Genomic DNA, 15,700 nt, shown 5'->3' with positions numbered 1-15,700 from the left:
CGTCGGTGCGCTGTTGCGGGGCACTTGAGACCTGGCCAAGGAGTCAGTATTCTCCGCGGCCGCCTGAATCCGCTTTAAAAAAAAGCCCGGATTTAATTCCTGACCAGAAAGCCAACTTATCCCGGCCCTGGACGGTATCAAGGCACCCACAACCCACTCTCGATCGACTGTGCCTGCACAGCCGAGCGGGAGTTTTTGTGCTTTGCGAAAGCCTTGGCGCGACCTTTGCTATCAGCACCAAAGCTGACCGAACGGATGTTTTTTGCAGCACCGAAAAAAGGCGCCACACCAGAGCGCCGACTCAAAAACGTGGAACCACTTACTTTGGGAGCAACCGAATGAAACGTACGTGCACTAGCCTGATGCTCGCGGGATCCTTGTTGGCAGGCGGCCAAGCCATGGCCGGCGATCTGCTGCAGTGGCAGAACAACAGCCTGACTTACCTCTACGGCAAAGACTTTCAAGTCAACCCGCGGATCCAGCAGACCGTGACCTTCGAGCACGCCGATGGCTGGAAGTACGGCGACAACTTCTTCTTCATCGACAAGATCTTCTACAACGGTAAAGAAGATGCCTTCGCTGGCAAAAACACACACTACGGCGAGTTCCAGCCGCGCCTGTCGTTCGGCAAAATCTTCGACCAGAAATTCGAATTCGGTCCGATCAAGGACGTGTTGCTGGCCATGACCTACGAGTTTGGCGAAGACGACACCGAGTCCTACCTGATCGGTCCAGGTTTCGACCTGGCGATCCCGGGCTTCGACTACTTCCAGTTGAACTTCTACAACCGCCACACCGAAGGCAGCCGCCCGGGTGATGATGTCTGGCAGATCACTCCGGTCTGGTCCTACACCATTCCTGTAGGCAGCTCCGACGTGCTGATCGACGGTTATATGGACTGGGTGGTCGACAACGACGTCAACAGCAAAGGCACCTACCACGCCAACCTGCACTTCAACCCACAGATCAAGTACGACTTGGGCAAGGCGCTGAACCTGGGCGAGAAGCAGCTGTACGTGGGTGTCGAGTACGACTACTGGAAAGACAAGTACGGTATCGAAGACACTCAGGCCTTCAAGACCGACCAGAGCGTGACCAGTTTCCTGGTCAAGGTGCACTTCTGAGTCTGAATTGACAGGCCTTCGTTGCGACCGACTTCTGCAGGCGCGCATCACCTGCAGAAGTCACAGCGGTGTCAGAGCACTTTGACCGCACGACCGATGAACTGCACCGGCCCAGTCGGTTTGCCTGTCTGCGATCCGCCAGGATTCTCCAGGGTCAACTCGAACAATTGGTTGGGCTGCAGTGGCGGCAGTTTGTCCAACGGCACCGACAGTGTTTGATCAGGCTTGACCAACCCCAGCGATACCGGACCCTGCCAGCCATCGGCCTTGGTCCAGAACTCCAGCGCCTTGTCGCTCGGCACCTGCGCCACCCCCAAGGGTATCAACTGGATTTCCCGCGGACTGCTCGCCTGGATCACCCAGCCGGGCGCCTGATTCTGCGGCGCTACCAACACCACCAGATAGGTGGTCGGACTCACCGCCACCGTTCGCGTCAGCAGCATGATGCCGAGTAGCAAGCTTGCCACCAGCCCCGCGCCTGCGAGCCCGCGCCACAACGGCAGAAGATTCCACCATGAGGTGACGGGCTTAGAGCGTGCGTCAGGTGTGCGTCGCTCGAGACTGCCCAGGGTGCGCTCGATTCGCTCCCACAGCCTGGGCGTCGGCGTTTGCGGTTCGGCAAGCTCGGTCAAGACCAGCAAGCGCTGCTCCCAGCTATCCACTGCGGCCCGCAGCCCTGGATCACGCTCAAGACGCCGCTGAACCTCGAGGCGTTGCTCGGCGGGCAAGGTGCCCAGCACATACTCACTGGCCAGTTCGTCGGTGGCGTCCGGACTGTCGTCTTCAGGGCGTGTGTTCATCCCATGCACTCGCGCAATGCCGCCAGGCTGCGTTTGATCCAGGCTTTGACGGTCCCCAGGGGTGTGTTCATTTTTTGCGCAATCTGTGAATGCGAGTAGCCGTCCACATACGCGTGCAACAGGCAGTTACGACGCGCGGGGTCGAGCTGCTCCAGGCAGCCATAAATACGCCCGGAACGGGCTTGATAATCGAAGGTATCCAAGTGTTCCGCAGCCACCGTTTCTGGTTCACTGTAAGGCACTTCGCGGGCGTGCCCTCGCACAAAGTTCAAGGCCAGATGGCGCGTCACGCTGAAGATCCAGCCGCGCGCCGAACCCCGTGCCGGATCAAAGCTGGCGGCACCGGTCCAAATCCTGATAAAGGCATCGTGCACAATGTCTTCGGCCAGGGCCTTGTCGCCAGCGATGCGCTGGGCGACGCCCAGGAGCCGGGCGCTTTCCTGCTCATACAACGCCCGCAATGCCTGCCTCTCGCCGCGAGCGCACGCCGCCAGGCAGGCTTCATAGTCATAACCGTGCTCGGGTAGGGACAAGGACTTCAGCTACCAACAAGGGATAAATGCCCCAGCCCTGAGGCTGGGGTTCCACGCAGCAGCGTAGACCACTTTGCACGCCAGCAAGCTGCTGCAGATCGAGGGCTTACTTGGCGGCCCAAAAAATATAGTCCGCCTGATACTTCACCACTTCTCGGGCGCCGCGGTTAGCCACGGAACACTTAGTGCCAGGCGCAACACCACCTTTGACGGCCAGGCGCTGGATGTAACTGACACCATTCATCGCACCCTGGCCCTGCGCAGGGTTGGCCTTGACCAATTGATAAGGCAGGTCGCCAGTGCCCGCCGGCGCTACCGCCAGTTGGGTCCCGGTGACGGTCGAACCATCTTTGGCCTGCCAGGTGGCGGGCGGTCCAAAGTAGCTGCCAACCGGCTTGCCGCTGCGATCATTGAGCACGGCTTTGGGCCCGACGAAAAACCACTCGGTCTGCCCGGCTGTGTTGGGTTTGTCACGGCATTCGTAGGTGATTTCGCCAACGCCGACGGTCTCCAGGGCGATTTTATGACCGTCCGGGACTTTGATGCTGTCAGGCAGTTGAGCTTGCGCGAAGGCCGCAGGCGCGGCGGTCAACCAGCAGGTGGCAGTAAGCGTGGCGCCGACAATACCGAAGAATCGTTTAGCGTTCATGGGGGCTCTCCAGATGAGGGAACAGTTCAGCAGCAAGGGCTACTACCTGTACTACCCGCCAGAGGACCGATTGGATGCAGTATCGGGAAAAAATACTGCGCAAGACGGTTCGATGATCTTTCAGGCCGGGATGGCCGGCTCTGTGATACCCAGGAAGCGGCACAATTCGTCGCGCTTGGCCAAGGCATCACGCCGCCCCAGTTCGATCAGTTCGCTGCAATACCCGGCCTCGAACAGCAAGTAACTCAAAACCCCTGCCCCGCTGGTCCTGGTCGCGCCCGGGCCGCGTAAAAACAGACGTAGCGCGGGTGGTAGTTCCTGGCGATGGCGGGCGGCGATTTCGTCAATCGGCTGACTGGGCGCAATCACCAGCACGTCCACCGGCGCCACACCCAGGCTACGTGACTGCTCATTGATGGGCAGCAACTGGCTGAACTGATTCAAGCGCTGCAGCAACTCGATATCACTCTCCAGACTGTCGATGAACGTACTGTTGAGCATGTGTCCGCCGATCTGAGCCAGCGATGGCTGCTGGCCGGTGTAGGCGCGCTGCATGGGATTTTGCGGGTCAAGGCCGCGCGGGTTGCCACTGACCCCTACCACCAGCACCCGGCTCGCGCCCAGGTGCAGCGCCGGGCTGATCGGCGCCGACTGACGAACGGCACCATCACCGAAGTACTCATCACCGATTTTTACCGGGGCAAACAGCAAGGGGATTGCCGAACTGGCGAGCAAGTGCTCGACCTTGAGCTGGGTCGGCACACCAACTCGCCGATGGCGCAGCCAGGCATCGATGCTGCGCCCGCCCTGGTAGAAGGTCACGGCTTGCCCGGATTCGTAACCAAAGGCAGTGACAGCCACGGCGTGCAGCTGCTTTTGCGCGATGGCCTGGTCGATGCCGCGCAGGTCGAGCTTGTGCTCCAGCAAGTGGCGCAAGGGCGAGCTGTTGAGCAGCGCCACCGGGACCTTGGCGCCAATCCCCAGCAGGCTGTGGCTGACGAAGCGACTGGCTTGGCGAATCACCCCGGGCCAATCGCTGCGCAGCACCTGATGGCTACGAAAACCCTGCCAGAACTCGGTCAAGCGCCGGACCGCAGCGCTGAAGTCCAGCGCGCCGCTGGCCAGGCTCACTGCGTTGACCGCCCCGGCGGAGGTGCCGACGATCACCGGAAACGGATTGCTCGCACCTGCCGGCAGCAGTTCGGCGATGGCCGCCAGCACCCCCACCTGATAAGCCGCCCGAGCCCCACCGCCGGAAAGAATCAAGCCTGTAACCGGTTCGCCTGGACTCATACGCAACGCTCCTTGGTGCTGGGTGGGTTTTTCGGTGCCCTCGCTCCTACAGGAGTCCGAGAATCAGGCCTCAACCACGCTTGGCATACAACTTCGGCTCACCCGGTGGCCGGCTCTTGAAGCGCCGGTGGGCCCACAGGTATTGCTCGGGGCAGCCGCGCACCGCACTTTCGATCCATTGGTTGATGCGAATGCAGTCAGCCTCGTCGCTTTCCCCCGGGAAATTATCGAACGGCGCATGGATCACCAGGCGATAGCCACTGCCGTCGGCCAGGCGCTCCTGGGTAAACGGCACCACCAGGGCCTTGCCCAGCTTGGCGAACTTGCTGGTGGCCGGAACCGTCGCCGCCATGATCCCGAACAACGGCACGAAGATACTCTGCTTGGCGCCGTAGTCCTGGTCCGGTGCGTACCAGATCGCCCGGCCCGCGCGCAGCAGCTTGAACATGCCGCGCACGTCTTCCCGTTCGATCGCCAGAGAGTCGAGGTTATGGCGCTCGCGGCCACGGCGCTGGATGAAGTCGAACAGCGGGTTCTTGTGCTCGCGGTACATGCCGTCGATGGTGTGCTGCTGGCCAAGCAATGCCGCGCCGACTTCCAGAGTGGTGAAGTGCAGGGCCATCAGAATCACGCCCTTGCCCTCGCGCTGGGCCTGTTTCAGGTGCTCCAGCCCTTCGACATGGGACAGCCGCGCCAGGCGCTCACGGGGCCACCACCAGCTCATGGCCATTTCGAAGAAGGCGATGCCGGTGGAAGCGAAGTTTTCCTTGAGCAAACGCTTGCGTTCGTCGGGAGTTTTCTCCGGAAAACACAGTTCAAGGTTGCGTTTGGCGATGCGTCGGCGCTCGCTGGCGACCCGATACATGCCGGCACCCAGCAGGCGACCAATCCACAGAAGCCACGAATACGGCAACTGGACAACCAGCCACAGCAGCCCTAGACCGCACCATAGCGGCCAAAAACGTGGGGAAAGAAATGCAGCTCGAAATTGCGGGCGATCCATTAACGATTCCGGACGGACAACAAGGTCGCGCATTCTACAACGGTTCGACCCGGCTTGCGGGCCGCGGGCGTTCTCGTTATAAGTCTCGGCACTTTTAGCGACAAGCCGTTGTATGCCAACCATGAGCCAAACCGAACCGCTAGACCAAGATCCCGTGTTCCAGTTGAAGGGCAGCATGCTCGCCATTACCGTGCTGGAGCTGGCCCGCAACGACCTGGAAACCCTCGACCGGCAACTGGCTGCGAAGGTTGCTCTGGCACCCAATTTCTTTAGCAACGCGCCGCTGGTACTGGCCCTGGACAAACTGCCGGCCCACGAAGGCACGGTCGATTTGCCGGCGCTGATGCGTGTGTGCCGCCACCATGGCCTGCGCACCCTGGCCATTCGCGCCAGTCGCATTGAAGACATTGCCGCGGCGATCGCCGTCGACTTGCCGGTGCTGCCGCCGTCGGGCGCCCGCGAACGCACCCTCGACCTGCCGGAACCCGCAGCGCAGAAAAAACCGGAAAAACCACCCGAGCCGACGATCAAGCCGACCCGCATCATTACCTCGCCAGTACGCGGAGGTCAGCAGATTTACGCCCAAGGTGGCGATTTGGTAGTGGTTTCCTCTGTAAGCCCGGGCGCGGAACTTCTCGCCGATGGCAACATCCATGTATACGGCCCGATGCGCGGTCGAGCGCTGGCCGGGGTCAAAGGCGATGGCAAGGCACGGATTTTCTGTCAGCAAATGAGCGCTGAACTGCTGTCCATCGCCGGTCATTACAAGGTCTCCGAAGATCTGCGCCGCGACCCGCTTTGGGGGGCTGGGGTACAAGTCAGCCTGTCGGGCGACGTGTTGAACATCATTCGGCTTTAACGGATACTGCCGCATTTTCCAAGCATCTCTAAAACGTAGTGAAAACGGCTCAAACGAAGTAGGAAAATGGCAGAAAGCGGTGTTTACCAACGGTAAACCCTGCCCCAGGCCTGATTCCAGCCAAGGCGGTCCGACTGCAGTCGTTTCAAGAGATGTTTTTCGGGGCTAAAAGTCCTTTTTCCTTAGGGGTGAAACACCTTGGCCAAGATTCTCGTGGTTACATCCGGCAAGGGTGGTGTGGGTAAGACCACCACCAGCGCCGCTATCGGTACCGGCCTCGCAATGCGCGGTCACAAAACAGTCATCGTCGACTTCGACGTCGGCCTGCGTAACCTCGACCTGATCATGGGTTGCGAGCGCCGCGTGGTGTATGACTTTGTCAACGTGGTCAACGGCGAAGCCAACCTGCAGCAGGCCCTGATCAAGGACAAGCGCCTTGAGAACCTCTACGTGCTGGCCGCCAGCCAGACCCGCGACAAAGACGCGCTGACCACCGAGGGCGTGGAAAAAGTGCTGATGCAACTCAAGGAGGATTTTGATTTCGTGGTCTGCGACTCCCCGGCCGGTATCGAAAAAGGTGCCCACCTGGCCATGTACTTCGCTGACGAAGCGATCGTCGTGACCAACCCGGAAGTCTCCTCGGTACGTGACTCCGACCGCATGCTTGGCCTGCTGGCCAGCAAATCGCGTCGCGCCGAACGTGGCGAAGACCCGATCAAAGAGCACCTGCTGATTACCCGCTACCATCCAGAGCGCGTAAGCAAAGGCGAAATGCTCGGCGTTGAAGACGTCAAGGAAATCCTCTCGGTGACCCTGCTCGGCGTGATCCCGGAATCCCAGGCGGTGCTCAAGGCCTCCAACCAGGGTGTTCCGGTGATTCTCGACGACCAGAGCGATGCCGGCCAGGCCTACAGCGATACCGTAGATCGCCTGCTGGGCAAGACCGTGGATCATCGATTCCTCGATGTACAGAAGAAGGGATTCTTCGAGCGCCTGTTTGGAGGCAACTAAACAATGAACCTTTTTGACTTCTTTCGTGCCAACAAAAAGCAAAGCACCGCGTCGGTAGCGAAAGAGCGTCTACAGATCATCGTGGCGCACGAACGCGGCCAACGCAGCACCCCGGACTACCTGCCAGCCTTGCAGAAGGAATTGGTAGAAGTGATCCGCAAGTACGTCAATATCGGCTCCGATGACGTACACGTGGCACTGGAAAACCAGGGCAGCTGCTCGATTCTGGAACTCAACATCACCCTGCCCGATCGCTGAGTCGATCCGTCAGGTATCACGGCAGTTAGAACACCTGCTGATCCAATGTGGGAGCGGGTTTGTCCGCGAAGGTTCAGGCACACTCAACTTCAGTGTTGGCTGTGCTGAACCTTCGCGGGCAAGCCCGCTCCCACACGTTATGAGGCTGTTTTTTAATGCCGCTGTCGAATATCCACATCCTCCATCAGGATGCCGCCGTCCTGGTGGTGAACAAGCCGACCCTGCTGCTCTCCGTGCCGGGCCGTGCCGATGACAACAAGGACTGCCTGATTACCCGTCTGCAGGAAAACGGCTACCCGGAAGCGCGGATTGTTCATCGCCTGGATTGGGAAACCTCGGGCATCATCCTGCTGGCCCGTGACCCGGACACCCATCGCGAGCTGTCTCGTCAGTTTCATGATCGTGAAACCGAAAAAGCCTACACGGCGCTGTGCTGGGGCCAGCCGGAGCTGGACAGTGGCAGCATCGACCTGCCGCTGCGCTACGATCCGCCGACCAAGCCACGGCACGTGGTGGATCACGAATTCGGCAAGCATGCCCTGACCTTCTGGCGCGTCCTCGAGCGTTGCGGCGACTGGTGCCGGGTCGAGCTGACACCGATCACCGGGCGCTCTCATCAATTGCGCGTGCACATGCTGTCCATCGGCCACCCGCTGCTCGGCGACGGGCTGTATGCCCACCCGCAAGCCCTGGCGGCGTATCCTCGGCTATGCCTGCACGCCAGCATGCTGAGCTTTACCCACCCGCAAAGTGGCGAGCGCCTGCGCTTCGAGTGCCCGGCACCGTTTTAAGCGCATTCAATACCCCCAAGCCCCCTGTTGAAACCAGAAGGACGCCTGGCCACATGACGCCTATCACCTCCCCCGCGTCGACGCCCCTTGAGATCGCACCGCAACAGTTGCTGTATCTCATCTATGGCGACAAGGACGTCTACCGGCGCGAAGCCAAGTTCAGCATGCTCACCGCCCTCGCCCAGCTCAAGCGCGGCGAGTCGCTGTGCATCAGGATCATGACCGATCGGCCGCAGGACTACGCCGGCTGGCCGGTGGAGACCATCACGCTCGATGAACAGACCCTCAAGGGCTGGCAGGGCGATAATGGCTACATCCATCGCCGCAAGGCCTGCGCCATTGCCCAGGGCCTGAGGCTGGCGGACAAGACCCTGTTCGTCGACACCGACACCCTGTTCCTGGAAAACCCGCTGCGATTGTTTGAAAAAATCGCCCCCGGGCAGTACGTGATGGATCGCTTCGAGTACGACTGGAGCACCGTTTGCGCACGCGCCGACTACGTCAAACTGGGCCAGCACCTGCAAGCCCACGGCATCAATGCGCAGAACAGTTTCAAGCTGTACAACAGCGGCTTGTGCGGCGTCACTGCAGGCGACTCGGCGATGCTGGAGGAGTCGATTCGACTGATCGACGAATGGACCCGAGGTTCGTTCGATATTCACACCATCGAGCAAATTGCCATTTCTTTCGCCATGCGCGACAAACCGGTGCAGGAAGCGAAGAAGTTCGTGTATCACTACTTCGCCGAGAAGAACTTTTTCCATGCCATGCAGAAGCACTTTTTCACCCAGCATGGTGAACAGTTCCGCCCACAATTGCCGGCGCTGTGCACCGAAGTGCCGCGCTGCAAGCCGATACCCTCGCCCTGGCAGCGGCTGCGGATCAAATGGAAGCTGCGCAATAAAAGCGACAGCCTGAAGAAAGTCGGCCGCGCCTTGTTGTACGGCAGCGCCGCCCCAGAGCATCCCTACTACGAGGTGTGCCGCCATGAGTGGTGGGAATCGGCCGCGCGGGAAATCCTGCGCTGGGACGAAAGCAAACAGCAGAAATTTTTCGGCCCCCACAAGGGACGCTGGCCCAAACAGCTGCCCAAGCCTGCCCGGGCAAATGACGAACAAACCATCATTGCTTACCTGCGCAAACGCCTGGCCGACTGATCCCGGCGCGCAAGCACTTGCCCAACGCGCCGGGGCAATACGTTAAACTCGCGACACTGCTGTCTGGAGCTACTTATGCGCGAAGAGTTGAACCAAGGCCTGATCGACTTCCTCAGGGCCTCCCCTACCCCCTTTCATGCCACTGCCAGCCTGGTTCAGCGCCTGGAAGCGGCGGGTTATCAGCGCCTTGACGAGCGCGAACCCTGGACCACCGAAGCCAACGGTCGCTACTACGTCACCCGTAATGATTCCTCGATCGTGGCCATCAAGCTGGGCCGTAACTCGCCGCTGTACGACGGCATCCGCATGGTCGGCGCTCACACCGACAGTCCGTGCCTGCGAGTCAAGCCGCAACCCGAATTGCAGCGCCAGGGTTTCTGGCAACTGGGCGTCGAAGTCTATGGCGGCGCGCTGCTTGCCCCCTGGTTCGACCGCGACCTTTCGCTGGCTGGCCGGGTGACCTTCCGCCGCGACGGCAAGGTCGAAAGCCAACTGATCGATTTCAAGGCGCCGATTGCGATCATTCCCAACCTGGCGATCCACCTCAACCGCGAAGCCAACCAGGGCTGGGCGATCAACGCGCAAACCGAGCTGCCGCCGATCCTTGCGCAGTTTGCCGGCGACGAGCGCGTCGACTTCCGTGCCGTGCTGACCAATCAACTGGCACTGGAACATGGCCTCAACGCCGACGTGGTGCTGGATTACGAGCTGAGTTTCTACGATACCCAGGGCGCAGCCGTGATCGGCCTGCACGGCGACTTCATCGCCGGCGCGCGCCTGGACAACTTGCTGTCGTGCTACGCCGGCCTCCAAGCCTTGCTCACCGCCGATACCGAGGAAACCTGCGTCTTCGTCGCCAACGACCACGAAGAAGTTGGCTCCTGCTCGGCCTGCGGTGCCGATGGCCCGATGCTCGAACAGACCCTGCGCCGCCTGCTGCCTGAAGGCGAAGAGTTCGTGCGCACGATCCAGAAATCGCTGCTGATTTCTGCCGACAATGCCCACGGCGTGCACCCCAACTACGCCGACAAGCACGACGCCAACCACGGCCCGAAACTCAATGCCGGCCCGGTGATCAAGGTCAACAGCAACCAGCGCTACGCCACCAACAGCGAAACCGCCGGTTTCTTCCGCCACCTGTGCATGGCCGAAGAAGTACCGGTGCAGAGCTTCGTGGTGCGCAGCGACATGGGTTGCGGCTCGACCATCGGCCCGATCACCGCCAGCCATCTGGGCGTGCGCACTGTGGACATCGGCCTGCCGACCTTTGCCATGCACTCGATCCGCGAACTGTGTGGCAGCCATGACCTGGTGCATCTGGTGAAAGTGCTCAGCGCGTTCTACGCCTCGCGCGAATTACCCTGATATTGATGATCCCCTGTAGGAGCGAGCCTGCTCGCGATGACGGTGTGCCAGGCAATGAATAGGTTGCCTGTGCCAGCCTCTTCGCTGGCAAGCCAGCTTCTACAGTGAGGTGTACGTAATCTCATTAAATTGACATTCGTCAGCTCACCCACCACAAACCCACCTACACTCGAACCCGTCCCTTGCCAAGGCTGTTGCCATGATCTCGATGTCACTGTTTTCCTCCATGCTGATCCCGATTCTGTCGGGCATGATCCTGTTGGCCATCGGCTTCAACTTTCGCGACAAGAATGCCGGTGTGTTCTCGATGTGGATCGGCATGCTGGTGATCCTCGCCACCGTGGTCATCAAGATCCTCGCCAAGCTCAACGAATAAAAGCCGCCACTGCGCTCGCATTGGTCCTGCCCCCCTCGTACACTCGGTCAACCTGTACCTGTTTGAGGTTGACCGCCTAGTGTTCGCTCGCCTGCTGGCCCTGCCCTCCACCTTGTTGCTATGCCTGCTGATGCTGTTGCCCATGGCACCGGCCCAGGCCGTTGGTTTGCCGAGCCTGCTGGGCAGCTCGAACAAAACCCAGCCGGAGGCCACCGAGCCTTTGGGGCAATCGCTGGACGAGGTGATCAAGTCGCTGGAGAACGACCAGCAACGAGCCAAGTTGCTGGCCGACCTGAAGAAGCTGCGCGACGCCACGAACAAAGCCCAGACGCCTGCCGAAGAAGGTGTATTGGGGTTGATTGGCGGTACCCTGGCGACGATTGAGAAACAGTTTTCCGGTGCCGACAGCCCAATCACCCGCTGGACCGACGAGCTCGACCTGGCTCAGCAGGAATTTAACGCCCTGCTGCTGCCGGCCAACGAATGGCTGCCGATCATCTTCGGCTTCGCTGTGGTCCTGATGCTCTGGAGCCTGCTCGCCGCCGCCTTGATCTGGCTGGGCCATCGGGTGCGCATGCGCTTCGGCCTGACCGAAGAACTGCCGCAACACCCAAAGGCCCTCGACATGCTGCGCTTTGCCCTGCGCAAGCTCGGGCCGTGGCTGATTGCTTTGGTGATCACCGTCTATATGAGCTACGCCCTGCCCTCGTCACTGGGCAAGTCGCTGGCGATGGTGCTGGCCTATGCACTGGTGGTCGGCACCTGCTTCTCGGCGATCTGCGTGATCGCGTTTTCCCTGCTCGACGGCCCGCACCGCCACCGCGCGCTGTACATCCTGCGCCATCAGGCTTTCCACCCACTGTGGCTGATCGGCAGCTTCGCCGCCTTCGGTGAGGCGCTAAACGACCCGCGCCTGGTGGCCGGCCTCGGTCCGCACCTGGCCCACGCCACAGCCACCGTGGCCAATGTCCTTGCGGCGCTGTTCACCGGGCTGTTCATCCTGCGCTTCCGCCGGCCCATCGCGCACCTCGTACGTAACCAGCCACTGTCCCGGCGCCTGACCCGCCGTGCCCTGAGCGACACCATCGAAATCCTCGGGACCTTCTGGTATCTGCCGGCGCTGGTGCTGGTGGGCATTTCGCTGTTCGCCACCTTTGTCTCCGCCGGTGACACCAGCACCGCCCTGCGCCAATCGCTGATCTGCACCGTGCTGCTGGTGCTATGCATGGTGATCAACGGCCTGGTGCGTCGCCATGCCCTCAAACCGCAACGCGGGGCCAAGCGCCACGCGCTGTATTCGGAACGCCTGAAGAGTTTCTTCTACACCCTGGCACATCTGCTGGTGTGGCTGACGTTCATCGAACTGGGCCTGCGCGTCTGGGGCCTGTCGCTGATCCGCTTCACCGAAGGCGATGGCCACGACGTCAGCGTGAAGATCCTTGGCTTGGCCGGTACGCTGATTTTTGCCTGGCTGGTGTGGATCCTCAGCGATACCGCCGTGCACCTGGCCCTCACTCGCTCACGCAAGGGCCTGGCCAACGCCCGCGCGCAGACCATGATGCCGCTGATCCGCAACGTGCTGTTCGTGGCAATTTTCATCATTGCGCTGATCGTCGCCCTGGCCAACATGGGCATGAACGTCACCCCGCTGCTGGCCGGTGCCGGGGTGATCGGTCTGGCCATCGGTTTCGGCGCGCAGTCACTGGTGGCCGACCTGATCACCGGGCTGTTCATCATCATTGAAGACTCCCTGGCTATCGATGACTATGTCGACGTCGGCGGCCACCTGGGCACGGTCGAAGGCCTGACCATCCGCACTGTGCGCCTGCGCGATATCGATGGCATTGTCCATACCATTCCGTTCAGCGAAATCAAAAGCATCAAGAACTACTCACGGGAATTCGGCTACGCGATCTTCCGGGTGGCGGTGCCCTACAACATGGAAATCGACGACGCGATCAAACTGATGCGCGAGGTCGGGCAGAAAATCCGCACCGATCCCCTGCAACGCCGCAACATCTGGTCGCCCCTGGAAATTCAGGGCGTGGAAAGCTTCGAGTCTGGCAGCGCGATCCTGCGCGCCCGCTTCAAGACTGCGCCGATCAAGCAATGGGAAGTGTCGCGGGCGTTCAACCTGTCGCTCAAACGCCATCTCGACGAAGCCGGACTGGACCTGGCGACGCCGCGGATGAGCATTCAGGTGATGAATGTGGGCGGCGGCAAAGAGCAGGATTAGTAGATAGCCTGCTCAAACCACCTCGACCCCGACATGGATCGCATCGTGGCGCCAGAACTCCAGGTCACAGTCGATCAAGCGTTCATGCTGGTCATAATTGACCCGGGCAATCCGCAACCCCGGGCTCCCCGCCGACACCCGCAACGCCGCTGCCGCGTCCAGCGGCAATGAGGTCGGGACAATTTCGAAGCGCACCCGTCCGTAGTGCAAGTCGTAGTGCCGCGCGTACAACTCTGTGATCGACTGATTCAGATCGAATTCGAGAATCCCCGGGAAGTACTGCGGATTCAGATAGTGCTCAACGTACAGCACCAGGCGCCCATCGATGCGTCGCGAGCGGCAGATCTGGATCACGCTGGATAGCGCCGGCAACTGCAGCCAGGCACAGACCGCCGCCGACGCTGGCTGCAAGCGTGCACTGATGACCTCGGTCGACGGCACTCGCCCCTGGGCACTGACCATCGCGTGAAAGTGACTGCGTTGCATCAGGTTGTAGGCAAGCCGTGGTGGGGAAACGAACCAGCCGCGACGCTCCTCGCGATAAATCTGACCTTGGGCTTCCAGTTGTAACAGTGCCTCGCGCACGGTGATCCGCGTGGTGCCGAACAGCTCACTGAGCTTGCGCTCCGCCGGCAGTTTGCTCGCTGGCGTCAGCAAGCCGTGGTCGATCTGCTCCTGCAGCACCTGGCCGATGGCTGTGACCGCCTTGGTTGCCTCTTCACGCATCAACGTTACCTATCTGGACTAGACCAGCACTGTTTCAGGGCTGTAACGCGCCAAAAAGTGCCCCTTCAAACCTAGTGCAAGCCTAGGCATTGCACATGACCGATCGATGACAAAGCCGCCGAACGGCTGCCCCACAGGCGTTGCAATTCAGCGGCCAAGTCCCGTCAAACCGGCAATGCAACGATGGTCTACGCTTACTTCGCAGCCACCCCACGGGAGTGAAAAATCCTCACAGGCGTGAATGGCCGACATCAAAGTGTCATCCACCGCCCCTAAATTGGCTCGGGTATTGCTGACCTAGACCAACCCAACCGCAAACGTTAAAAAAACGCAGCGTTGAATACGCCCAAAGGAGCTTTCGATGAAACAGCTTTTCCTGGCATCACTGTTAGGCACGACCATTGCCATGTGCACCGCCGCCATGGCCGCTGACACCGATCTGAAATCCCTCGAAGCCGCTGCGCGTGCGGAAGGCGCGGTCAATAGCGTCGGCATGCCCGATGACTGGGCCAACTGGAAAGGCACTTGGGAAGACCTGGCCAAAAACTACGGACTCAAGCACATCGACACCGACATGAGCTCGGCCCAGGAAATCGCCAAGTTCGCCGCCGAAAAAGACAACGCCAGCGCCGACATCGGCGACGTCGGCGCGGCCTTCGGCCCGATCGCGGTCAAGCAGGGCGTGGTGCAGCCCTACAAGCCTTCGACCTGGGACCAGGTACCCGACTGGGCCAAGGATAAAGACGGCAACTGGGCCCTGGCCTACACCGGCACCATCGCGTTTATCGTCAACAAGAAGCTGCTGCACGGCTCCGAGGTTCCGACCAAATGGGCCGACCTCAAGACCGGCAAATACAAGGTCTCCATCGGTGACGTGAGCACCGCCGCCCAGGCTGCCAACGGCGTGCTGGCAGCGGCCCTGGCTAACGGTGGTGACGAGAAGAACCTGAAACCGGCGCTGTTGATGTTTGCCGAAATCGCCAAGCAGGGTCGCCTGTCGATGGCCAACCCGACCATTGCCACCATGGAGAAAGGCGAGGTCGAAGTGGGGGTGGTCTGGGACTTCAACGGCTTGAGCTACAAGGCCAAGATGGCCAACCCGGATGACTACACCGTGCTGATCCCGTCCGATGGCTCGGTGATTTCCGGCTACACCACGATCATCAACAAATACGCGAAGAACCCCAACGCCGCCAAGCTGACCCGCGAGTACATCTTCAGCGATGCAGGCCAGATCAACCTGGCCAAAGGCAACGCTCGGCCAATCCGCGCCGAACACCTGACCCTGCCCGCCGAGATCCAGGCCAAGTTGCTGCCTAACGAGCAGTACAAAGGCGTGACCCCGATCAAGGACGCCGACGCTTGGGAAAAAACTTCCAAGGCGCTGCCACAGAAGTGGAACGAAGAAGTCATCGTAGAGATGAAGTAACCCCTGTAAGAGCGAGCCTGCTCGCGATGGCGCCCTGACACTCGAAGATCATCTCGGGTGTCAGACCGCTCTCGCGAGCAGGCTCGCTCC

Annotated in this window: 16 protein-coding genes; 10 read left to right on the top strand and 6 right to left on the bottom strand. The window is 60.7% G+C overall.

What is annotated here, in order from left to right:
• Nucleotides 1-338: 338 nt before the first annotated feature.
• On the top strand, nucleotides 339-1,124 hold the full coding sequence (locus NR126_RS09750) for an outer membrane protein OmpK (RefSeq protein ID WP_027620032.1): 786 nt from the start codon (nucleotides 339-341) through the stop codon (nucleotides 1,122-1,124).
• Nucleotides 1,125-1,195: 71 nt separating this feature from the next.
• Here NR126_RS09750 and NR126_RS09745 read toward each other — a convergent pair whose 3' ends face one another.
• The 5 genes from NR126_RS09745 to NR126_RS09725 form a co-directional block, all read right to left on the bottom strand.
• Nucleotides 1,196-1,924 carry an anti-sigma factor domain-containing protein gene (locus tag NR126_RS09745; protein ID WP_027620031.1) on the bottom strand — a complete coding sequence of 243 codons (729 nt, stop codon included), beginning with the start codon at nucleotides 1,922-1,924 and terminating at the stop codon, nucleotides 1,196-1,198.
• A complete protein-coding gene (locus NR126_RS09740) occupies nucleotides 1,921-2,457 on the bottom strand; it encodes a sigma-70 family RNA polymerase sigma factor (RefSeq protein ID WP_256830099.1) in 537 nt (178 codons plus the stop codon). The genes NR126_RS09745 and NR126_RS09740 overlap by 4 nt, the downstream gene beginning before the upstream one ends.
• A 106-nt stretch (nucleotides 2,458-2,563) precedes the next feature.
• A complete protein-coding gene (locus NR126_RS09735; protein WP_027620029.1) occupies nucleotides 2,564-3,106 on the bottom strand; it encodes a DUF3455 domain-containing protein in 543 nt (180 codons plus the stop codon).
• A gap of 120 nt (nucleotides 3,107-3,226) precedes the next feature.
• Nucleotides 3,227-4,399, bottom strand: a complete 1,173-nt coding sequence (locus NR126_RS09730; RefSeq protein WP_027620028.1) for a patatin-like phospholipase family protein — start codon at nucleotides 4,397-4,399, stop codon at nucleotides 3,227-3,229.
• Between the two features lie 70 nt (nucleotides 4,400-4,469).
• Nucleotides 4,470-5,402, bottom strand: a complete 933-nt coding sequence (locus NR126_RS09725) for a lipid A biosynthesis lauroyl acyltransferase (RefSeq protein ID WP_033866304.1) — start codon at nucleotides 5,400-5,402, stop codon at nucleotides 4,470-4,472.
• Between the two features lie 121 nt (nucleotides 5,403-5,523).
• On the opposite strand from NR126_RS09725, the gene minC reads away from it, so the two are divergent.
• The 8 genes from minC (at nucleotide 5,524) to NR126_RS09685 (ending at nucleotide 13,455) form a co-directional block, all read left to right on the top strand.
• On the top strand, nucleotides 5,524-6,261 hold the full coding sequence (gene minC / locus NR126_RS09720) for a septum site-determining protein MinC (protein ID WP_027620026.1): 738 nt from the start codon (nucleotides 5,524-5,526) through the stop codon (nucleotides 6,259-6,261).
• Between the two features lie 198 nt (nucleotides 6,262-6,459).
• Entirely contained in the window at nucleotides 6,460-7,272 is an 813-nt protein-coding gene (minD, locus tag NR126_RS09715; RefSeq protein ID WP_027620025.1) for a septum site-determining protein MinD, read from the top strand.
• A 3-nt stretch (nucleotides 7,273-7,275) separates the two neighbouring features.
• Nucleotides 7,276-7,530, top strand: a complete 255-nt coding sequence (gene minE / locus NR126_RS09710; RefSeq protein ID WP_027620024.1) for a cell division topological specificity factor MinE — start codon at nucleotides 7,276-7,278, stop codon at nucleotides 7,528-7,530.
• Between the two features lie 155 nt (nucleotides 7,531-7,685).
• A complete protein-coding gene (locus tag NR126_RS09705; RefSeq protein ID WP_027620023.1) occupies nucleotides 7,686-8,321 on the top strand; it encodes an RluA family pseudouridine synthase in 636 nt (211 codons plus the stop codon).
• A 53-nt stretch (nucleotides 8,322-8,374) separates the two neighbouring features.
• Nucleotides 8,375-9,478 (top strand): hypothetical protein, encoded by a 1,104-nt coding sequence (locus NR126_RS09700; protein WP_256830097.1) that lies wholly within the window; start codon nucleotides 8,375-8,377, stop codon nucleotides 9,476-9,478.
• Nucleotides 9,479-9,553: 75 nt separating this feature from the next.
• Complete coding sequence (locus NR126_RS09695; protein ID WP_105753800.1) at nucleotides 9,554-10,843, top strand: M18 family aminopeptidase; 1,290 nt, start codon at nucleotides 9,554-9,556, stop codon at nucleotides 10,841-10,843.
• A gap of 199 nt (nucleotides 10,844-11,042) precedes the next feature.
• Nucleotides 11,043-11,219, top strand: a complete 177-nt coding sequence (locus tag NR126_RS09690) for a hypothetical protein (protein ID WP_177327264.1) — start codon at nucleotides 11,043-11,045, stop codon at nucleotides 11,217-11,219.
• Nucleotides 11,220-11,298: 79 nt separating this feature from the next.
• Nucleotides 11,299-13,455, top strand: coding sequence for a mechanosensitive ion channel domain-containing protein (locus NR126_RS09685; RefSeq protein WP_027620020.1), 2,157 nt, complete (start codon nucleotides 11,299-11,301; stop codon nucleotides 13,453-13,455).
• A 12-nt stretch (nucleotides 13,456-13,467) separates the two neighbouring features.
• On the opposite strand, the gene phnR is transcribed toward NR126_RS09685, so the two are convergent.
• The gene (phnR, locus tag NR126_RS09680) at nucleotides 13,468-14,181 is read right to left on the bottom strand and encodes a phosphonate utilization transcriptional regulator PhnR (RefSeq protein ID WP_027620019.1); all 714 of its coding nucleotides are present in this window, start codon (nucleotides 14,179-14,181) and stop codon (nucleotides 13,468-13,470) included.
• A gap of 361 nt (nucleotides 14,182-14,542) precedes the next feature.
• On the opposite strand from phnR, the gene NR126_RS09675 reads away from it, so the two are divergent.
• Nucleotides 14,543-15,610 carry an ABC transporter substrate-binding protein gene (locus tag NR126_RS09675; RefSeq protein WP_027620018.1) on the top strand — a complete coding sequence of 356 codons (1,068 nt, stop codon included), beginning with the start codon at nucleotides 14,543-14,545 and terminating at the stop codon, nucleotides 15,608-15,610.
• Nucleotides 15,611-15,700 lie beyond the last annotated feature (90 nt).

The sequence above is a fragment of the Pseudomonas sp. Pse1 genome (assembly GCF_024519635.1).
Taxonomy (GTDB): Bacteria; Pseudomonadota; Gammaproteobacteria; order Pseudomonadales; family Pseudomonadaceae; genus Aquipseudomonas.
Note: the sequence above shows the minus strand (reverse complement) of the source record. Positions and strands in the feature narration are given on the sequence as shown.